Genomic DNA, 19,539 nt, shown 5'->3' with positions numbered 1-19,539 from the left:
GGGAACCTCATGGACGCTTTTAACTACCGTGACGGTGAACTGTTCGCCGAAGGTGTTGCCCTGTCTGCCATCGCCGAACGTTTCGGCACGCCGACCTACGTCTACTCCCGTGCACACATCGAAGCCCAATACCTGGCTTACGCCGACGCGCTGGCCGGCACGCCGCACCTGGTCTGCTATGCAGTCAAGGCCAACTCCAACCTGGGTGTACTGAATGTCCTGGCGCGTCTCGGCGCCGGTTTCGACATCGTCTCCCGTGGCGAACTGGAGCGTGTGCTGGCCGCTGGGGGCAGCGCTGACAAGATCGTGTTCTCCGGCGTCGGCAAGACCCGTGACGACATGCGTCGCGCCCTGGAAGTCGGCGTGCACTGCTTCAACGTCGAATCCACCGATGAGCTCGAGCGCCTGCAAGTCGTGGCCGCCGAACTGGGCGTTCGCGCGCCGATCTCGCTGCGCGTCAACCCGGACGTCGATGCGGGCACTCACCCGTACATCTCCACCGGGCTCAAGGAAAACAAGTTCGGCATCGCCATCGCCGATGCCGAAGACGTCTACGTCCGCGCAGCCCAGCTGCCGAACCTGGAAGTGGTCGGCGTCGATTGCCACATCGGTTCGCAGCTGACCACCCTGCCGCCCTTCATCGATGCCCTCGACCGCCTGCTGGGCCTGGTCGACCGCCTGGGTGATTGCGGCATCTACCTGCGTCACATCGATCTCGGTGGCGGCCTGGGTGTGCGTTATCGCGATGAAGAGCCGCCATTGGCTGCCGACTACATCAAGGCCGTGCGCGAGCGTCTCGACGGTCGTGACCTGGCGCTGGTGTTCGAGCCGGGCCGCTTCATCGTGGCCAACGCCGGCGTGCTGCTGACCCAGGTCGAGTACCTCAAGCACACCGAACACAAAGATTTCGCCATCGTCGATGCGGCCATGAACGACCTGATCCGCCCGGCGCTGTATCAGGCCTGGATGGACGTCACCGCCGTGCGCCCACGCGATACTGCTGCTCGTGCCTACGACATCGTCGGACCGATCTGCGAGACCGGCGACTTCCTGGCCAAGGATCGTCAGCTTGCCCTGGAAGAAGGTGATTTGCTGGCCGTGCATTCGGCTGGCGCCTACGGGTTTGTCATGAGTTCCAACTACAACACTCGCGGCCGCGCCGCTGAAGTCTTGGTGGACGGTGATCAGGCATTTGAAGTGCGTCGCCGTGAAACGGTAGCCGAGTTGCTCGCTGGCGAAAGCCTGCTGCCGGAGTAAGACCATGCTGCTGCGTTTTACCAAGATGCACGGCCTGGGCAACGACTTCATGGTCCTCGACCTGGTCAGCCAGCACGCGCATATTTTACCCAAGCACGCCAAGCAATGGGGCGATCGACACACCGGCATCGGTTTCGACCAGTTGCTGATCGTCGAAGCCCCGAGCAACCCGGACGTGGACTTCCGTTATCGGATCTTTAACTCCGACGGCTCCGAAGTGGAACAGTGCGGCAACGGTGCGCGCTGTTTTGCCCGCTTCGTGCTCGACAAGCGCCTGACCGCAAAACGGCAGATCCGCGTCGAGACCAAAAGCGGCATCATCGAACTGGATATCCGCAGTGACGGCCAGATCGGGGTGAACATGGGCGCGCCACGCCTGGTGCCGGCCGACATCCCGTTCGAGGCGCCGGAACAGGCGGTGAGCTACCAGATTGAAGTCGACGGTAATCCGATCGACCTGGCCGCCGTGTCCATGGGTAATCCCCATGCGGTGCTGCGGGTCAGTGATATCAACAATGCACCGGTGCATGAGTTGGGACCGAAGATCGAACACCACCCGCGCTTTCCGGCGCGGGTCAATGTCGGCTTCCTCCAGATCATCGACCGCAATCGCGCGCAACTGCGCGTCTGGGAACGCGGCGTCGGGGAAACCCAAGCCTGCGGTACCGGTGCTTGCGCAGCTGCAGTGGCCGCGATCAGCCAGGGGTGGATGGATTCGCCGCTATTGATCGACCTGCCCGGCGGGCGTCTGTCCATTGAATGGGCAGGCCCTGGCCAACCGGTGATGATGACCGGTCCGGCAGTCCGTGTTTATGAAGGACAAGTACGTCTTTGAGTGAGTCAAACCGATGACCGACAAGCCCCAGGTTCCCGCCCTACAGCCCGACGAATCGCCTTCCGAAAGCCTTGAGGCGGCGGCAATTGCCGCGTACCTGGAGGCTCATCCGGACTTCTTCATCGAGCACGAAGAACTGCTCCCGGCCTTGCGAATTCCGCACCAGCGCGGCGACACCATCTCGCTGGTCGAACGCCAGATGACCATCCTGCGCGACCGCAACATCGAGCTGCGGCATCGCCTGTCGCACTTGATGGACGTGGCACGGGACAACGACCGCCTCTTCGACAAGACCCGCCGCCTGATCCTCGCGCTGATGGATGCCACCAGCCTCGAAGATGTGGTGATCAGCGTCGAAGACAGCCTGCGCCAGGACTTTCAGGTGCCCTTTGTCAGCCTGATCCTGCTCGGCGACAACCCGATGCCGGTGGGCCGCTGGGTGACCCACGCCGACGCTCAGACCGCCATTGGCGGCTTGCTGTCCGAGGATAAGAGCGTCGCCGGCAGCCTGCGCGAACACGAACTGGATTTCCTGTTCGGCGAAGAGCAACGCAAGCAGATCGGCTCCACCGCCGTCGTCGCCATCAGTCATCAGGGCATCCATGGCGTGCTGGCCATCGCCAGCCGCGATCCGCAGCACTACAAGAGTTCGGTGGGGACGCTGTTCCTCAGCTACATCGCCGAAGTCATGGGCCGCGTGTTGCCACGGGTCAACAATTCCCTGCGCTCGGTACGCTGATCGTGGAGCGGCAACTGGACGCTTACTGCGAACATCTGCGCAGTGAGCGGCAGGTGTCGCCGCACACGTTGCAGGCCTATCGTCGCGACCTCGACAAAGTCCTCGGCTGGTGCGTCAAACAGAACATTGGCAGCTGGTCGTCCCTGGATATCCAGCGCCTGCGCGGCCTGATTGCCCGCCTGCATGCCCAGGGTCAATCGTCGCGCAGCCTCGCGCGCCTGTTGTCGGCGGTACGCGGGCTTTATCACTACCTGAACCGCGAAGGCCTGTGCGATCACGACCCGGCCAATGGCCTGGCGCCGCTCAAGGGTGAGCGGCGCCTGCCGAAAACCCTCGATACCGATCGTGCGTTGCAACTGCTTGAGGGCGGGGTGGAAGATGATTTCCTGGCGCGACGCGATCAGGCGATCCTCGAGTTGTTTTATTCCTCCGGGTTGCGCCTGTCGGAGCTGACCGGGCTCAATCTGGATCAGCTGGACCTCGCCGACGGCATGGTCCAGGTCCTCGGCAAAGGCAGCAAAACCCGCCTGCTGCCCGTCGGTACCAAGGCCCGTGAAGCGCTGGAGCTGTGGTTGCCGTTGCGCGCAATGACCAACCCGGCGGATGACGCAGTGTTTGTCAGCCAACAGGGGCGGCGCCTGGGCCCCAGGGCGATTCAGGTTCGGGTGAAAGCGGCGGGTGAACGCGAACTGGGGCAGAACCTGCACCCGCACATGCTCCGGCATTCCTTCGCCAGCCATTTGCTGGAGTCTTCGCAAGACCTGCGTGCCGTGCAGGAATTACTCGGCCACTCGGACATCAAGACCACCCAGATCTACACCCACCTGGACTTCCAGCACCTGGCGACGGTCTATGACAGTGCCCACCCACGGGCCAAACGCATTAAGGGCGATGATTCATGACGATTCAATTGATCACTTTCGACCTCGACGACACCCTGTGGGACACCGCCCCGGTGATTGTCAGCGCCGAAGCCGTGCTGCGTGAGTGGCTCACCGAACACGCACCAAACCTGGGCGCCGTGCCGGTTGAGCATTTGTGGGCAATTCGCGAGCGCATCCTGGGCAGCGAGCCTGGCCTCAAGCACCGCATCAGCGCCTTGCGCCGTCGGGTGTTGTTCCATGCGCTGGAAGAAGCCGGGTACGACCATGGTCAGGCGTCCGACCTTGCTGACCAAAGCTTTGAAGTGTTCCTGCACGCCCGGCACCAGCTGCAAATCTTTCCCGACGTGCAACCGACCCTGGAGGCCCTGGCCAATCATTACGCCTTGGGCGTGGTCACCAATGGCAATGCCGACGTGCGCCGACTGGGGCTGGCGGACTACTTCAAGTTCGCCTTGTGTGCCGAAGACATCGGCATCGCCAAGCCCGACGCACGCCTGTTCCACGAGGCCCTGCAACGTGGGGGCGCGACGGCGCAGACGGCGGTGCATATCGGTGATCATCCGGGGGATGACATTGCCGGAGCGCAGCAGGCGGGGTTGCGGGCCATCTGGTTCAACCCGGCGGGCAAAGCGTGGGAAGCCGAAAAGGCCCCGGATGCCGAGATCCGCAGCCTGACCGAGCTGCCGGTGTTGTTGGCAGGGTGGAACTCACACCACCAGCCTTGAAAACACCGCCCGCCCCTGTAGGAGTGAGCCTGCTCGCGATGGCGGTGGATCAGCCAACATCTTCGTTGAATGTGAGGCTGCATCGCGAGCAGGCTCACTCCTACAGAAGATCGGTGCAGGAATTCAATTTCTACACCCATAAAAAAGCCCGCAGCGACGGCGGGCTTTTTCAGCAAGCAAATGCAGGCGCCTAGATAGGACGGCTGCCATACTTGTTGTCCGGCTTCTTGGGAGGATCGGCGACCACATTGGCCTCCACTTCCTGCACCCTTCCACCCTTGGCCAGGAATTCTTCCATGGCCTTGGCGAGCGCATCGCGCTCTTTATTCTTCGCTTCCACGCTCGGCAGCTCATCGACCGAAACCGCAGCCTTGGCCTTGCCTTTGGCGGCAGGAGCGGGCGTGTCACCGCCGTCGTCTTCAGCGACGTCTTCCGCCGCTGCTTCCAGACCTTCTTCGGTTTCGTCGTCGCCTACTTCGAGGTCGTCGTTTTCCAGATCATCGTCGCTCATGTTCTACCTCATGACTTGCGAAAAGCAGATTAGTTATAGCCCAGCTTTGCCGTCTGTCGACGGCTGCCAGAAAAAATTCAACCGCCATTGATGACCAATGGCTTATGCCTCTTCACCGTGCAAGGTGGCGAGGACTTTACGAGCACCGCCATGATCACGGTGCTCGCCCAGATAAACGCCTTGCCAGGTTCCCAGCGCCAGTCGGCCTGCCGTTATCGGCAAACTGATCTGACAGCCAAGCACGCTGGCCTTGAAGTGCGCCGGGAGGTCGTCCAGGCCTTCGTCGTTATGCTCAAAGCCGTCTGCGCCTTGTGGGATCAGACGATTGAAAAATCGTTCGAAGTCGCGACGTACCGCCGGATCGGCGTTCTCGTTGATGGTCAACGACGCCGAGGTATGCTGCAGCCACAAGTGCAACAGACCGACCCGGCATGCCCTAAGTTGAGGCAAACCAGCGAGTAACTCGTCCGTCACCAGATGAAAGCCCCGGGGCCTCGCCCGCAGGGTAATCAGAGTCTGTTGCCACATACAGTTCTCCGCACGTTCGGGGCGCATTCTAGCGCGCTCTGGGAAAAAACAAAGGCCCTAATATTCCTTCATTGCTGTAAGCCATTGGCCGCACAAAATCAGTCGGCATAAAGGGAGCGAAAGCTCTGGGAAAAAACCTTTCAGCTTCACCTGCAGTGACAAATTCCGGGCAAAAAAATGCCCGGCGAACCGGGCATTATTTTTACGCTGGCTTACAAGTTGTAGCCGCGCTCGTTGTGCAGAGCCAGGTCGATACCGACCGCCTCTTCTTCCTCAGTCACACGCAGACCCATGACAGCGTCCAGGACCTTGAGGATGAGGTAAGTGATAATCGCGGTGTAGATCACCGTGAAACCTACGCCCTTGAGCTGAATCCAGACCTGTGCACCGATATCGGTGACAGTACCGAAACCACCCAGGGCCGGTGCCGCGAACACACCGGTGAGGATCGCGCCGAGAATACCGCCGATACCGTGTACACCGAAGGCGTCCAGGGAGTCGTCGTAGCCGAGCTTGCGTTTCAGGGTAGTGGCGCAGAAGAAACACACCACGCCCGCTGCCAGGCCGATCACCAAGGCGCCCATCGGGCCCACGGTGCCAGCGGCAGGAGTGATCGCAACCAGACCTGCGACCACACCAGAAGCAATACCCAGTGCGCTTGGCTTGCCGTGGGTGACCCACTCGGCAAACATCCAGCCCAGAGCAGCGGCGGCGGTAGCGATCTGGGTGACCAGCATCGCCATGCCGGCTGTGCCGTTGGCCGCAGCAGCGGAGCCGGCGTTGAAGCCAAACCAGCCGACCCACAGCATCGCAGCGCCCATCAGGGTGTAGCCAAGGTTATGCGGAGCCATCGGAGTGGTCGGGAAACCTTTGCGCTTGCCCAATACCAGGCAGCAGATCAGGCCAGCCACACCGGCGTTGATGTGCACCACGGTGCCGCCCGCGAAGTCGAGCACGCCCCAGTCCCACATCAGGCCGCCGTTGCCGGACCAGACCATGTGCGCGATCGGTGCATAAACCAGGGTGAACCAGATACCCATGAAGATCAGCATGGCGGAGAACTTCATCCGCTCGGCGAACGCACCGACGATCAACGCAGGGGTAATGATGGCGAAGGTCATCTGGAAGGTGATGAACACCGCCTCAGGGAACAGCGCCGCAGGACCGGTCAGGCTCGATGGCGTGACACCGGCGAGGAACGCCTTGCCCATGCCGCCGAAGAACGAGTTGAAGTTGACGACGCCCTGCTCCATGCCGGTAGTGTCGAACGCAATGCTGTAGCCATAAATGACCCACAGGATGCTGATCAGACCGGTAATGGCGAAGCACTGCATCATCACGGAAAGAATGTTTTTCGACCGAACCATGCCGCCGTAGAACAGCGCGAGGCCGGGAATGGTCATAAACAGCACAAGGGCTGTCGAGGTCAACATCCAGGCGGTGTCGCCGGAGTTGAGGACTGGGGCCGCCACTTCGTCTGCCGCCATAGCCAGGCTGGGCATTACGAGGGACAACAGGGCTCCTAGCCCTGCGAAGTTACGCAGAGTCATATTGTTTTCTCCTGGGGCGTTGGGTTTGTGGCGGCTTAGATTGCGTCGGTATCGGTTTCGCCCGTACGGATGCGAATCGCCTGTTCCAGATTGACCACGAAGATCTTGCCGTCACCGATCTTGCCGGTGTTGGCCGCCTTGGTTATCGCCTCGATAACCCGGTCAAGATCCTTGTCGTCAATGGCGACATCGATCTTCACCTTTGGCAGGAAATCGACCACATACTCCGCGCCGCGATACAGCTCGGTGTGACCCTTCTGCCGACCGAAGCCCTTGACCTCAGTAACGGTAATGCCCTGCACGCCGATCTCGGACAACGACTCGCGTACATCGTCCAGTTTGAACGGCTTGATGATGGCAGTGACTAGCTTCATGAAAACTCTCTCCCGAATTGGTGGACTTGCCCCAGGAAAACAAACCCGACTCAAGTCTAAGCGCAGTGCCTGGCTTTGTAACGCATCGTCGGCCCTACCTGCCCGCCCGACGCCAGTTAACCGCTCCTGACGAAACACTTCCCCGTTCCGCCCGGCGCACTGCATTCGTCACAGCGACTGCATCAGTGCATGGGTTACAAGGCTATTAGCAGAAAGCTTGCCATCTCTTGAAAAGTGCCTGAATTCAGTCCCTTGGCCTGACCCGCAGCCAGCAAGGCGGAAAACATGCGATGGTTACGCACCACATCGGTGCGTAACCGTTCGTCCGCCTGCGCGAAAACCGTGCGCTGCCGTGGTCGGGATTGACTATAGACACTGCGTGATACACTGCCCGCCATTGTTTCCAGGACCCTTTCCCATGCTCGCGCCCAAAGACTTCCTCGACGCCCTGACGGGTACCGCCTCCCGCCTCTTCAGCGGTGACACGCCGTTGCCGAAAAGCGAAATCGAAAGCCAGTTCAAGGCGCTGCTGCAGAGCGGCTTCAGCAAACTGGACCTGGTGAGCCGGGAAGAATTCGATAGCCAGATGGTCGTCCTGGCCCGCACCCGCGCCCGCCTGGAAAGCCTCGAAGCGAAAGTGGCCGAGATGGAAGCGAAGCTCACGCCACCGACCGAATAAACACCGAAGCCCCCCTGTAGGAGCTGCCGAAGGCTGCGATCTTTTGATCTTAAGCCTCACAACAATCTCGGCAACATCCTACAAACATCACCACCGCCGTCCGATTGCGTCGTACCCCTCCAACTTCTAATCTCCCCCACTGCTGAATGTTCAGCACTGGGTTTGGCGACCTGGAAACCTCGACGCAACGCGACCACATTCGAACAGGGAATCCTCCCGTCTCGAGTTATGGCGGCTCTGCGTGGGAGACCCTCGGGTCTGCCGGATTTCGGGGTTCACCGGTTCGCCAACCCGCGCATAGCTGCCACCCTTTTCGTTTGGCGACGATCAAAGGCAGTAGTCTTCACTCGACCCCGAGAACTGCACCATGGACGAAAACTATTTAACCCCCGAAATTTTCACCCGCCACAAACTCCACCTCCACGCCCTCCTCCTGCAAAACCAACCCTGGTTCAGCGCCCGCGACCTCGGCCGCTTCCTGCGCCTCTACCTCGACGAACGCGCCCTGCGCAAGCTCGACCCAGACCAGCACCAAACCGCGCAAACACTCACCCACGGCAACATCGAAAACACGCTGCTCATCAGCGAGTCCGGCGTCTACGCATTACTGGTCTATCACTACTGCCCCGAATACCGAGGCCTGCGCGAATGGCTGACCCACGAAGTCGTACCCGCCCTCAGGGACGCTCAAGCATCCGCCTCAACCGAACGCCCAACGCTCAGCCGCCTGAACTGGCCAGAGATGTCGCTGAGCCTGCTGCGCTGGAACAACCAACCCTGGATTCGACTGCAGGATGTGCCATACATGCTGCCCAATGACGCCCCAGCAAACCGCGCAGTCAAAATGCCCTGGTGGAAAAAAGCGTCGCAAGCATTGCAGTCGTTTTAACCAACCTAACCACGCTCGATATCGCCACTGCGCGATTCGTAATTCGATCGCAGATTTAGCCAGAAATCGGGCGTGGTATCGAAGTGAGCGGCCAGCACCCTGGCAAGATCCGAACTGACGCCTGTGCTCTGCGCTACAAACCTTGTCAGTTCAATTTCGAACTCAGGAAACTGCCAGGCATTGTCTGCAAAGTCGGCGCTCAGCAGCTCAATAAACTCCCGCTCAAGAATGTCCTTCCGATGAATCGACCGCATTCCATTAGTGTTCATGTTCTCCGCTCTGGATGGCCTGATCTGCCCCGATCATAAGCAGCACCCCCCGGCATACAAGAGCGTCCAGGCTATTCAGGCAATGCCCTTCAAACATTTCAGAATGGTCCTACAAAAACTGCGCCCCACAGCTGATTTTGCGTCCACTCCTACTTGGCTAGCTTGTGCGTTCAGATCCCAAACGAGGTTTATATGAGTCAAAAACAGCGAACGAAAAAGCTACTAAGAATCGTTGAATTTCAAGCAGAAGCACTCCGCTTAGCCGGAAATGTATCGGCCAATCAACGGCGTTTTCTCGAAGTAGCTGCTGCTCATGGCAAAGAACTTGAGCCCAGTGGCGTTCTTGCGGGCGGGAAAGCATGAATTCCGCTCAGTGACAGACCCCTTCAGGTCATCAGCTCAATTGTTCACAGGCGAACCGGAAAAACGGATCGCAACATCCAGTGAAAACTTTGTTCCGTCTCCGCTCCACCAAATCCCTCACTCCCGTCTACCCTTGAAAACACCGCAGGAAGCGGCCTCCGTCAGCTCAAGGAACGACCATGTCCCTCTCCATCGTCCACAGCCGCGCCCAGATTGGCGTGGATGCGCCCGCCGTCACCGTGGAAGTCCATCTCGCCAATGGCTTGCCGTCGCTGACGATGGTCGGATTGCCTGAAACAGCCGTGAGAGAAAGCAAAGACCGGGTGCGCAGTGCGATCATCAATTCGGGACTGCAGTTTCCAGCGCGACGTATCACGCTCAATCTCGCTCCGGCAGATTTACCCAAGGATGGTGGACGATTTGATTTGGCGATTGCCTTGGGGATTCTGTCGGCCAGTGTCCAGGTGCCCGCGCTGGCGCTGGACGATGTGGAATGCCTGGGGGAGCTGGCGTTATCTGGTGCGGTGCGGGCCGTGCGCGGCGTGTTGCCGGCAGCCCTGGCGGCGCGCAAGGCTGGACGGACGCTGCTGATACCACGGGCGAATGCCGAGGAAGCATGCCTGGCTTCGGGCCTGCAGGTGATTGCCGTAGATCATTTGCTGGAAGCTGTGGCTCACTTCAATGGGCACAAACCTATCGCACCTTATGTTTCGGACGGGCTGATGCACGCCAGCAAACCCTATCCTGATCTGAGTGAAGTGCAGGGCCAGCTCGCGGCAAAACGGGCGTTGTTGATCGCTGCGGCGGGCGCTCACAACCTGCTGTTCAGCGGGCCTCCGGGAACCGGGAAAACTCTGCTGGCGAGTCGTTTGCCGGGCCTGTTGCCGCCCTTGGCCGAAAGCGAGGCGCTGGAAGTCGCCGCCATCCAATCGGTCGCCAGTTGCGTGCCTTTGAGCCACTGGCCGCAGCGACCGTTTCGCCAGCCTCATCACTCGGCGTCGGGCCCGGCGCTGGTGGGGGGTGGCTCAAAACCACAACCCGGTGAAATCACCCTTGCCCATCATGGCGTGCTATTTCTTGATGAACTGCCGGAGTTTGATCGCAGGGTATTGGAGGTGCTGCGCGAGCCGATGGAGTCTGGCCATATCGTGATTTCCCGCGCCAGGGATCGCGTGCGCTTTCCGGCGCGCTTTCAACTGGTCGCGGCAATGAATCCCTGCCCCTGTGGATATCTTGGCGAACCGACTGGAAAATGCTCATGCACCCCGGACATGGTCCAGCGCTATCGCAACAAATTGTCCGGGCCGCTGCTGGATCGCATCGACCTGCACCTGACCGTCGCACGGGAAGCCACGGCGCTAAATCCTTCAGCTAAACCCGGCGATGACACCGCCAGCGCCGCCGTGCTGGTCGCCGACGCCAGGGAACGACAGCACAAGCGCCAAGGCTGCGCCAACGCCTTCCTTGACCTGCCAGGCCTGCGCAAGCACTGCAAGTTATCCACAGCCGACGAAACCTGGCTGGAATCCGCCTGCGAAAGACTGACCCTGTCGCTACGCTCGGCCCATCGATTGCTCAAGGTAGCGAGGACGCTGGCCGACCTTGAGCAAATCGATTGCATCCAACGCGAGCATTTGGCTGAAGCACTTCAATACAGGCCGTCGAGCGCCTAGTTAGTAAGCGTTTTTTTCAAAAAACATCATTTTGTAAGCGTTTTTTTACTGGGATAAGTCTTTTTGTGCAGATTTACCTAAATCTAAGCGCTATCAACCGTTAACCCATGCTTGGGGCACTGATCGAGTTGGCGAGCGTATCCCGCCCCCTCAGGGATCACTCCTTGCTCAAATCCACCAACGGCACTTGCCGCACCTCAGTCTCACGCCCGCCCTGAATCTCGCTCACTCGTTTCAGCGCCTGATCCACCGCGCCTTTATCTGCCAGCAAGCTGTAGCTGATCTGAAAATGTTTCTGCTCTTTCGGCGCGATCGTCGGCACCAGGCCCAGTGGCCGTTGATACCGGCGGTTGTAGGAAAAGCTCGTGCCGGGCTCAAGGCCTGTGACATAGCCCTGCCCTTGGGTATCGGTGTTTTTCCACAGGGAGAACACGGGGAGGGTTTGCGTGTTGAAACCTACCGCGACACCCAGGCTGCCGGCCTTGTTGTGCAGTACCGTCAACGTATCGCCTTTTGCATCGGCATACGGCACCACGTTGTAGACCGTCTCGTCATAGTCCTTGGTGGGCCCGCGGTAGGTTTGCCAGTCCGCCAGTTCGTTCTTCGCCTTGTCGTTAAACGGCGACACCTGTTTTACCGGTGCGGCGAACTGGGCGCCCTGCTCCAGGAATGGCGTGCTGAAGTTACTGTGATAGAGCGCCTGGTATTCCTTCGGATAGTCGCCGTTGTTGGTCAATGTGTCGTTAAGGCTGAAGCGCACGCTGCCGGGCTCGGTGACCAGTTCAGTGGCGACAGAGAAGTCGACTTTCTTGAATGCCTGTTCCTTCAACTCGCCGCGCAGGCTGATGGCGTAAGGCGGTTTTTCGTCGATGTGCAGGGTGACTTTGCTGGCCGGGATGTTGGCGGCGCGACCGTGCAGGGTCAGCAGCTCGCCGTTATCCATGCCGGGATGGCCGACCCATTCGTAACCGCAGCGGGTGACCAGTTCGTTGAAGCCTTCCAGCCAGCCCAGCCCACCGCGACCATTAAGTTCGATGAAGGCCGGGTTGACCACTTCCTTGACCGGCGAGTCCCAGCCCATGCGCACGTCGCCGACCGAGGCTTGCAGCACGTTCATCCCGCGGGTCGGTACCACAGAAAGCTTCATGGTGCCGTTATCGATGTCGACGATGCTGACACCCTCCTGGCGACCGCCGTGCAAGGTGCGCAGGGTCACGGAGAAGGGTTTGTCGGTTTTCACCCCGAGCTGCTGGCTGCTGATTGTCCAGTTTTCCGCAGCTTTGTCGGAGTCGAGCAGGGTGTAATCCCAGGCCATGGCTTGGGAGGCAGCGGACAGTGCGCTGAGGGCGATGAAGAGTTTGAGCGGAGTCATGGCAGGAGCCTTTCTTGGAGTTGTGCCATTTTTATAGTCTTGCTGAAACGGTTCATCAAGCTCAAAAGCAAAGAATCGATTTGCGGTCTTGGTACAAGCTCAAGAAAGTGGGGCCCCTATCGCGAGCAGGCTCACTCCTACAGTGGAGCGTCGGCGGTCACGGAATTTGTGAGCGCCACATAGCACCGTAGGAGTGAGCCTGCTCGCGATAGCTATGTCAGCGAACCCTCAACGAAACCGATCAACCTCATGCCGCAATTCCGCCGCCAGATTCTCCAGTTCCTTGGCGGTCACAGCCAGATGCGACACCACCTCACGTTGCTCGCTATTGGCCAGCGCAATGCTTTGCAAGTTGCTGCTGAGCAACGTCGCGGTGCTGCTCTGCTCCTGGGTCGCTGTGGTGATCGCCGAGAACTGCTGGCCGGCCGAACGGCTCTGCTCGTCAATGCGCGCCAGGGCCGCAGCGACATTGGCGTTACGCGACAAGCCTTCCTGCATCAGCACATTGCCCTGTTCCATGGTGCTGATGGCATTGCCGGTTTCCTGCTGGATGCTCTGGATCATCAGCGAGATCTCATCGGTCGCCTGGCGAGTGCGTGAAGCCAGGTTGCGCACCTCATCGGCCACCACCGCAAAACCGCGGCCCTGCTCACCGGCACGGGCGGCTTCGATCGCTGCGTTAAGGGCCAATAAATTGGTCTGCTCGGCGATGGAGGTAATGACCCCGACGATGCCGCCGATTTCCTGAGAGCGCTGGCCCAGAGTGTTGATCACCGTGGCGGTGCTGTTCAGCGCGCCGGCGATTTGTTCAAGAGAAGAAGAGGCTTCGTCCATCGAAGTACGGCCGATCCGGGTTTGCTGGGCGTTCTCCTGGGCGAGTAGCTGGGTGCTGCCCATGTTGTCGGCGATGTTCAGGGAAGTCGCGCTGAATTCCTCCACCGCACCGGCCATGCTGGTGATTTCCCCCGACTGCTGCTCCATGCCTTCGTATGCGCCGCCGGACAGCCCGGACAAGGCCTGGGCCCGGCTGTTGACCTCTTGCGAGGCTTTGCGGATGTGCTCGACCATGGTCGACAAGGCCTGGCTCATCTGGTTAAACGCGCGAGCCAGCTGGCCGATTTCATCATGGCTGGATACGTTCAGGCGAACGCTCAAATCACCGGCACCCAAGGCTTCGGCCTGGCGCACCAGATCACCCAGCGGCGCAAGTTTGCTGCGCAACAACCACACCGCCGCCCCCACGGCAATCAACATCGCCAGCAGGCTGCCAATCGCCAATTGAATGCCGACGCTCCAGGTCACGGCGCGAATCTCCGCTTGCGGCATGCTCGCCACCACGGACCACGGGCCACCTTCGAACGGCACGGCCACGCTGTAGAAGTCTTCGGACTTGTCGCTCCAGAACTCGCCCTTACCCGGGATTTTCGCCAGGGCGACGAGGCTCGGCACCGCCTGCTCCAATGCCTGTACGCCAGCGATCGGCACCAGCCATTTGCCCTGCTCATCCAGCAAGGCCAGAGAGCCGGTCTGGCCGATGCGGAAGCGCTTGAGGTTGGCAAACTGCGCGTTCTGCGCATCGGTGTAATCGAATCCTACAAACAGCACGGCAATCACCCTGCCGCCGCTATCGCGTACGGGAGTGTACTGAGTCATGTAGGACCGCTCGAAGAGCAAGGCACGGCCGACGTAGTTCTGCCCGGCCATCAGGCGCGCATAAGCCGGGTGCGCGTGATCCAGCAACGTGCCGATGGCCCGCGTGCCGTCCTGTTTGCTCAGCGAGGTGCTGACGCGAATGAAATCTTCACCGTTACGCACGAACAGTGTGGCCACCCCGGCCGTCATCTGCTTGAACTCGTCCACTTCCTGGAAGTTGTTGTTCAGCACTTCGCTGCCAAGGTGCAAGCCCGGAGTCTGTACGCCTGCGACGGTTACCGGTTGATCTGGGTGCAGACTCAGGCCGGCGCTGAAACGCTTCTCGAACAGGCCGCTAAGACGCTGGGTGCTTTCGCGCAGCGTGCCATGGAAGGTGCTCAACTGATCGGCCAGCAACCGGGCCTCGCTGGCCAGGTGTTCTTCGCGGGTAGCGAGGTTGGCGGTGTCCAGCGAGCGCAGGGCGAACAGGGTGCTGCAGCTGATGACGATTGCCAGTATCACGGCGAGCGCGATACCCAGCTGAGAGGCGATCCGGGCGCGAGGTTGAGACATGACAGCTCCTGGCCAAGCGTCCGAATCCTCCTTGATCGGGTTGCACACTCAGCGAAATTTCTAATATTGGGGGTTGCGCGAAACCTGCACGAAGGTTCCACCTGCAGCTCTTCGGCGGCAAAACCCAATACTTGAGCTTTTTACCGGGATATAACCGCAGCCCGGCGCTGCAACCGCTCTATCGATTCAGCTCAGATGCTCGACGTCCGGCAGCTCCATGGCCCTGACCTCACTTTGCAGGAAGTCACTGAGCCGGCGCATGCGCTCTCCGCCGGGGCGGGTTTTCGGCCACACCAGGTAATACTTCTCACCGCTGGCAACCGCAGTCGGCCACGGCAAACTCAATCGTCCCTGGGCGACATCCTCGGCCACCATCAGCAGGTCGCCCATCGACACACCATACCCGCGGGCGGCAGCGATCATGCCTAATTCCAACGTATCGAACACTTGCCCGCCCTTGAGCGACACCTGTTCGGCCAGGCCCATGCGTTCCAGCCAGTTGCGCCAGTCGCGACGGTCCGGCGTCGGGTGCAGCAGTTCAGTGTGGGCCAGGCGCGTCACATCCCAGGGCTGTTCGTTCAGCAGATTCGGCGCGCCCACTGGGATCAGCTCTTCGGGAAACAGGTAGCTCGCCTCCCAATCCGGCGGAAAGTGCCCATTGCTCAACAGCACGGCACAGTCGAACGGCTCGTCGTTGAAATCCACTGAGTCGACGTCCATCCAGGCGCTGGTCAGTTGCACCTCGTTGCCCGATTGCAGGTGGCGGAATCGACTGAGGCGCGCCAGCAACCAGCGCATGGTCAGGGTCGAGGGCGCTTTCATGCGCAGGATGTCGTCCTCGGCGCGCAGGGTGTTGCACGCCCGCTCGAGGGCGGTAAAGCCTTCGCGGATGCCCGGCAGTAATAGCCGGGCCGATTCGGTCAGCTGCAGGTTGCGGCCACTGCGATGAAACAGTCGGCAGGCAAAATGCTCTTCGAGCGTACGAATATGCCGGCTGACCGCACTCTGGGTGATCGACAACTCTTCGGCCGCACGGGTGAACGAACTGTGGCGTGCGGCCGCTTCAAACGCCCGCAGCGCATATAAGGGAGGAAGACGACGAGACATGCAGAAAGCTCCTACAGCGCAATGACATCAACTTAGCAGAAACTCATCATGATGAGTTTTAGTCATGCCACCCATCCTTTTTATCCCTTTGTGAAATTCCCCCGGAGCGCCGAAAATCGACGGTCTGCTGTTCCCTTTGAAAATCGAGCGTGATGATCATGAAGCATCCAGCGCGTATTGAACTCTTGGCCATCCTGCGGCTGTCGGGGCCGTTGATTGCCTCGCAGTTGGCGCACATGCTGATGGTCCTCACTGACACCCTGATGATGGCGCGCCTCAGTCCCGAGGCGCTGGCCGGCGGTGGCCTGGGCGCGGCCACCTATTCGTTCGTGTCGATCTTCTGCATCGGCGTGATTGCTGCCGTCGGCACCCTGGTGGCGATCCGACAGGGCGCAGGCGATATCGTCGGCGCGGCGAAGCTGACCCAGGCAGGTTTGTGGCTGGCGTGGTTGATGGCGCTGGTTGCAGGCCTGCTGCTGTGGAACCTCAAGCCGGTGTTGTTGCTGTTCGGTCAGACGCCAGCCAACGTCCAGGCGGCCGGGGAGTTTCTGTTGATCCTGCCGTTTGCCCTGCCCGGCTACCTGAGTTTCATGGCCCTGCGCGGTTTCACCAGTGCGATTGGCCGGGCCACGCCAGTGATGGTCATCAGCCTCGCCGGTACGGTGGCCAACTTCCTGCTCAACTATGCGTTGATCACCGGCATGTTTGGCCTGCCGAAGATGGGCCTGGTAGGGATCGGGCTGGTCACGGCCATTGTCGCCAACCTGATGGCACTGGCGCTGGCGCTGCACATTCGGCGGCATCGCGCGTACGACGCTTATCCATTGCGCGAGGGTCTGTCGCGGCCCAACCGCCAGTACCTCAAAGAGCTGTGGCGGCTCGGCCTGCCCATTGGCGGCACCTATGCGGTGGAAGTCGGGCTGTTTGCCTTCGCGGCTCTGTGCATGGGCACCATGGGCAGCACGCAAATGGGTGCACACCAGATCGCCCTGCAGATTGTCTCTGTGGCGTTCATGGTGCCCGCAGGCATGTCCTACGCGATCACCATGCGCATTGGCCAGCACTACGGCGCCGGGCAATTGCTGCAGGCGCGGTTGGCAGGACGGGTCGGGCTGGTGTTCGGGGCGGCGGCAATGCTCGGTTTCGCGATGGTGTTCTGGCTGCTGCCGAATCAGCTGATTGGCTTGTTCCTGGACCACAACGACCCGGCATTTCGTCCCGTGATCGAACTGGCGGTGAGCCTGCTGGCGGTCGCCGCCTGGTTCGAGCTGTTCGACGGCACGCAGACCATTGCCATGGGCTGCATTCGTGGGCTCAAGGATGCCAAGACCACGTTCCTGGTGGGACTGGGCTGTTACTGGCTGATTGGCGCTCCGGCGGCCTGGTGGATGGCCTTCCATCTGGATTGGGGCCCAACGGGCGTGTGGTGGGGCCTGGCCCTGGGTCTGGCGTGCGCGGCGGTGAGCCTGACGCTGGCGTTTGAGTGGAAGATGAAGCGGATGATTAGGCGGGAGCCGGCTGGGCAGCGTTTCGACTTAGCCCAGACCGAGTGAGATCCCCCTGTAGGAGTGAGCCTGCTCGCGATAGCGGTGTGTCAGGTCACACTGTGTTGACTGACACATTGCTATCGCGAGCAGGCTCACTCCTACAGGGGTTTTGGGTCAGATCACGTATTCGATCATCGGCTGCTGACTGCTACCAAATGTCAAATACTCCACCAGCTCCGCCAACGGCAACGGCTTGCTGATCAGATATCCCTGCACCTGATCACAGCCGAACCCGCGCAACAGATCCAGCTGCTCCGGCGTTTCCACGCCTTCGGCGACCACTTCCAGATTGAGGTTGTGCGCCAGGTTGATCATCGCGTGCACCAGCTTGCGGTTCTCCTCGCGCTCCTCCATGCCACCAACAAAACTCTTGTCGACCTTCAACAAGGCGATCGGCAGGCTGTTGAGGTGGACGAATGACGAGAAGCCGGTACCGAAGTCATCCAGGGAAAACCGCACGCCCAGGCGCCCGAGAGCATCCATGGTCTGCTTGACCAGATCACTGCGGCGCATCACTGCGGTTTCCGTCAGTTCGAACTCCAGCCACTGCGCATCCACCCCGCGCTCGACGATCAGGCGGCTCAGCGTGGGCAACAACTGGCTGTCCTGAAACTGGCGGAACGACAGGTTGATCGCCATGTGCAACGCCGGCAGCCCGCGCTCGCGCAGCGCCTGCATGTCGCGCAGTGCCCGGGAAATCACCCAGTAACCCAGCGGCACGATCAAGCCGCTCTGCTCGGCCAGCGGCACGAATTCGCTTGGCGGCAACAGCCCGCGCTCGGCATGCCGCCAGCGCACCAGCGCTTCAAGGCCAACGATCTGCCCGTCTTCGAGGTTCAGCCGAGGCTGGTAATGCAGTTCCAGCTCATCGCGACGCAGCGCCCGGCGCAGCTCACTTTCGAGGTCGGCCATGCTGCGGGCATTGCGGTTGATGCGCTCATTGAAGATGTGGAAGGTGCAACCTTGAGTACTCTTGGCTTGCTGCATGGCGATGTGCGCGTGCCACATCAGCGGGTCGGCTCCGGCCTGGGCGCGGGCGTGGGCAATGCCCAGGCTCGAGCCTATCAACAGGCTTTCGCCGTCGACCCAGTAAGGCTCGGCCAGCGCTTCGGTGATTCTTTCGGCCATCCACTCGGCGCGCTGGGGGGCGCGGCGAGTGTCGATCAGCAAGGCAAACTCGTCGCTGCCCAGCCGCGCCAATTGATCGCCGACCTCAAGCTGGCTTTTCAGCCTGGCGACCACTTGCAGGATCAACCGATCGCCCGCCTGATGCCCCAAGGCGTCGTTGGCGTGGCGGAAGTTGTCGAGGTCCAGGTGTCCCAGCGCCAGGCCACGGCCGTCGTTTTCCACCAGGCGCGCCGCCAGCAGGGTCTGGAAACCCTGGCGATTGGCGATGCCGGTCAACGGGTCCTGCTCGGCCAGCCGTTGCAGGGTGGTCTCCAGCAAACCGCGCTCGCGCACATGGCGCAGGCAACGGCGCAACATGCCGGAATCCAGCAGATCGCGCACCAACCAGTCGCTCACTCCATCGGGCGGCGACGGCGGCTCGTGTTCGAGCAGCAATACCGTCGGCAAGGTGCAACGACCGGGCAGTGGCTGCAGCGCAGGGATCGTCAACAACACCGCGCTGCGGTTGTCATCGAACAGACTGCTGACAGACTCCCAGTTCGGAGCGCTGATAAGCACGGCCGAGCTCCCCATCGGAGCCAGACACTCGCGCAACAACGCTGCCCACGCCGGCTCTTCGGCCAGTAGCAGCAAACGCAAGGGTTCGACAGGCGTAGACAAGCTAGCTCCCTAGACTCTGCAATGGGGTTGGCGACGGACATTATGCCGCGCCACCCACCAATGACCAAATGACATCAGTTATCAGACGTGGCTTTTGTATCAGGAATTACGAACATTAGACGCAAATACATTACGTATCCTGCGTGAAAGTAACAAAACCGGCAAATACAGTTAGCGAGGTGCGTCACAAGTCGGAGAGAGCAGCACAAATCGCTGAGCCTGTTAAAATGCCGGCCCATTTCGC

The 19,539-nt window shown here is 60.6% G+C and carries 19 protein-coding genes; 10 read left to right on the top strand and 9 right to left on the bottom strand.

The genetic code is table 11. The features are described from left to right. The first annotated feature begins 9 nt into the window (after window positions 1-9). The 5 genes from lysA to ACYZTK_RS16225 are packed head-to-tail and all read left to right on the top strand — an operon-like array spanning window position 10 to window position 4,440. Complete coding sequence (gene lysA / locus ACYZTK_RS16245) at window positions 10-1,257, top strand: diaminopimelate decarboxylase (RefSeq protein ID WP_462010815.1); 1,248 nt, start codon at window positions 10-12, stop codon at window positions 1,255-1,257. 4 nt (window positions 1,258-1,261) lie between these two features. After that, on the top strand, window positions 1,262-2,092 hold the full coding sequence (gene dapF, locus ACYZTK_RS16240) for a diaminopimelate epimerase (protein ID WP_462010814.1): 831 nt from the start codon (window positions 1,262-1,264) through the stop codon (window positions 2,090-2,092). A gap of 13 nt (window positions 2,093-2,105) precedes the next feature. Further along, on the top strand, window positions 2,106-2,831 hold the full coding sequence (locus tag ACYZTK_RS16235) for a DUF484 family protein (RefSeq protein WP_462010813.1): 726 nt from the start codon (window positions 2,106-2,108) through the stop codon (window positions 2,829-2,831). A gap of 2 nt (window positions 2,832-2,833) precedes the next feature. Continuing rightward, on the top strand, window positions 2,834-3,733 hold the full coding sequence (gene xerC, locus ACYZTK_RS16230) for a tyrosine recombinase XerC (RefSeq protein WP_462010811.1): 900 nt from the start codon (window positions 2,834-2,836) through the stop codon (window positions 3,731-3,733). After that, window positions 3,730-4,440: an HAD family hydrolase gene (locus ACYZTK_RS16225; RefSeq protein ID WP_462010810.1), complete on the top strand. Its 711-nt coding sequence runs from the start codon at window positions 3,730-3,732 to the stop codon at window positions 4,438-4,440. The genes xerC and ACYZTK_RS16225 overlap by 4 nt, the downstream gene beginning before the upstream one ends. A 190-nt stretch (window positions 4,441-4,630) precedes the next feature. Here ACYZTK_RS16225 and sutA read toward each other — a convergent pair whose 3' ends face one another. The 4 genes from sutA to glnK form a co-directional block, all read right to left on the bottom strand. Then, on the bottom strand, window positions 4,631-4,951 hold the full coding sequence (gene sutA / locus ACYZTK_RS16220; RefSeq protein ID WP_462010809.1) for a transcriptional regulator SutA: 321 nt from the start codon (window positions 4,949-4,951) through the stop codon (window positions 4,631-4,633). A gap of 102 nt (window positions 4,952-5,053) precedes the next feature. Then, on the bottom strand, window positions 5,054-5,479 hold the full coding sequence (locus ACYZTK_RS16215) for a secondary thiamine-phosphate synthase enzyme YjbQ (protein WP_462010808.1): 426 nt from the start codon (window positions 5,477-5,479) through the stop codon (window positions 5,054-5,056). Window positions 5,480-5,691: 212 nt separating this feature from the next. Then, the gene (locus ACYZTK_RS16210; RefSeq protein ID WP_462010807.1) at window positions 5,692-7,029 is read right to left on the bottom strand and encodes an ammonium transporter; all 1,338 of its coding nucleotides are present in this window, start codon (window positions 7,027-7,029) and stop codon (window positions 5,692-5,694) included. Window positions 7,030-7,064: 35 nt separating this feature from the next. Next, window positions 7,065-7,403 (bottom strand): P-II family nitrogen regulator, encoded by a 339-nt coding sequence (glnK, locus tag ACYZTK_RS16205; protein WP_002555808.1) that lies wholly within the window; start codon window positions 7,401-7,403, stop codon window positions 7,065-7,067. A 418-nt stretch (window positions 7,404-7,821) separates the two neighbouring features. Here glnK and ACYZTK_RS16200 point away from each other — a divergent pair, with 418 nt between their 5' ends. Further along, the gene (locus ACYZTK_RS16200; RefSeq protein ID WP_162436681.1) at window positions 7,822-8,082 is read left to right on the top strand and encodes an accessory factor UbiK family protein; all 261 of its coding nucleotides are present in this window, start codon (window positions 7,822-7,824) and stop codon (window positions 8,080-8,082) included. 367 nt (window positions 8,083-8,449) lie between these two features. Continuing rightward, entirely contained in the window at window positions 8,450-8,971 is a 522-nt protein-coding gene (locus tag ACYZTK_RS16195; protein ID WP_462010806.1) for a BRO-N domain-containing protein, read from the top strand. A 5-nt stretch (window positions 8,972-8,976) separates the two neighbouring features. On the opposite strand, the gene ACYZTK_RS16190 is transcribed toward ACYZTK_RS16195, so the two are convergent. Continuing rightward, window positions 8,977-9,240, bottom strand: coding sequence for a helix-turn-helix transcriptional regulator (locus tag ACYZTK_RS16190; RefSeq protein ID WP_462010805.1), 264 nt, complete (start codon window positions 9,238-9,240; stop codon window positions 8,977-8,979). A 192-nt stretch (window positions 9,241-9,432) separates the two neighbouring features. Here ACYZTK_RS16190 and ACYZTK_RS16185 point away from each other — a divergent pair, with 192 nt between their 5' ends. Together ACYZTK_RS16185 and ACYZTK_RS16180 are read left to right on the top strand one after the other, a co-directional pair. Then, window positions 9,433-9,603, top strand: coding sequence for a hypothetical protein (locus tag ACYZTK_RS16185; protein ID WP_462010804.1), 171 nt, complete (start codon window positions 9,433-9,435; stop codon window positions 9,601-9,603). A gap of 179 nt (window positions 9,604-9,782) precedes the next feature. Continuing rightward, window positions 9,783-11,276 carry a YifB family Mg chelatase-like AAA ATPase gene (locus tag ACYZTK_RS16180; RefSeq protein WP_462010803.1) on the top strand — a complete coding sequence of 498 codons (1,494 nt, stop codon included), beginning with the start codon at window positions 9,783-9,785 and terminating at the stop codon, window positions 11,274-11,276. A gap of 157 nt (window positions 11,277-11,433) precedes the next feature. Here ACYZTK_RS16180 and ACYZTK_RS16175 read toward each other — a convergent pair whose 3' ends face one another. From ACYZTK_RS16175 to ACYZTK_RS16165, 3 genes are all read right to left on the bottom strand, one after another. Next, window positions 11,434-12,648: an aldose 1-epimerase family protein gene (locus tag ACYZTK_RS16175; RefSeq protein ID WP_462010802.1), complete on the bottom strand. Its 1,215-nt coding sequence runs from the start codon at window positions 12,646-12,648 to the stop codon at window positions 11,434-11,436. Window positions 12,649-12,876: 228 nt separating this feature from the next. Next, entirely contained in the window at window positions 12,877-14,853 is a 1,977-nt protein-coding gene (locus ACYZTK_RS16170) for a methyl-accepting chemotaxis protein (RefSeq protein ID WP_462010801.1), read from the bottom strand. Between the two features lie 186 nt (window positions 14,854-15,039). After that, window positions 15,040-15,960, bottom strand: coding sequence for a LysR substrate-binding domain-containing protein (locus ACYZTK_RS16165; RefSeq protein ID WP_462010800.1), 921 nt, complete (start codon window positions 15,958-15,960; stop codon window positions 15,040-15,042). Window positions 15,961-16,118: 158 nt separating this feature from the next. Here ACYZTK_RS16165 and ACYZTK_RS16160 point away from each other — a divergent pair, with 158 nt between their 5' ends. Then, entirely contained in the window at window positions 16,119-17,513 is a 1,395-nt protein-coding gene (locus ACYZTK_RS16160) for a NorM family multidrug efflux MATE transporter (protein WP_462010799.1), read from the top strand. Window positions 17,514-17,621: 108 nt separating this feature from the next. Here ACYZTK_RS16160 and ACYZTK_RS16155 read toward each other — a convergent pair whose 3' ends face one another. Continuing rightward, a complete protein-coding gene (locus ACYZTK_RS16155; RefSeq protein WP_462010798.1) occupies window positions 17,622-19,295 on the bottom strand; it encodes a putative bifunctional diguanylate cyclase/phosphodiesterase in 1,674 nt (557 codons plus the stop codon). Between the last annotated feature and the right edge of the window lie 244 nt (window positions 19,296-19,539).

Source organism: Pseudomonas sp. LB3P31 (assembly GCF_054897945.1).
This window is presented reverse-complemented; position numbering and strand designations above follow the sequence as displayed.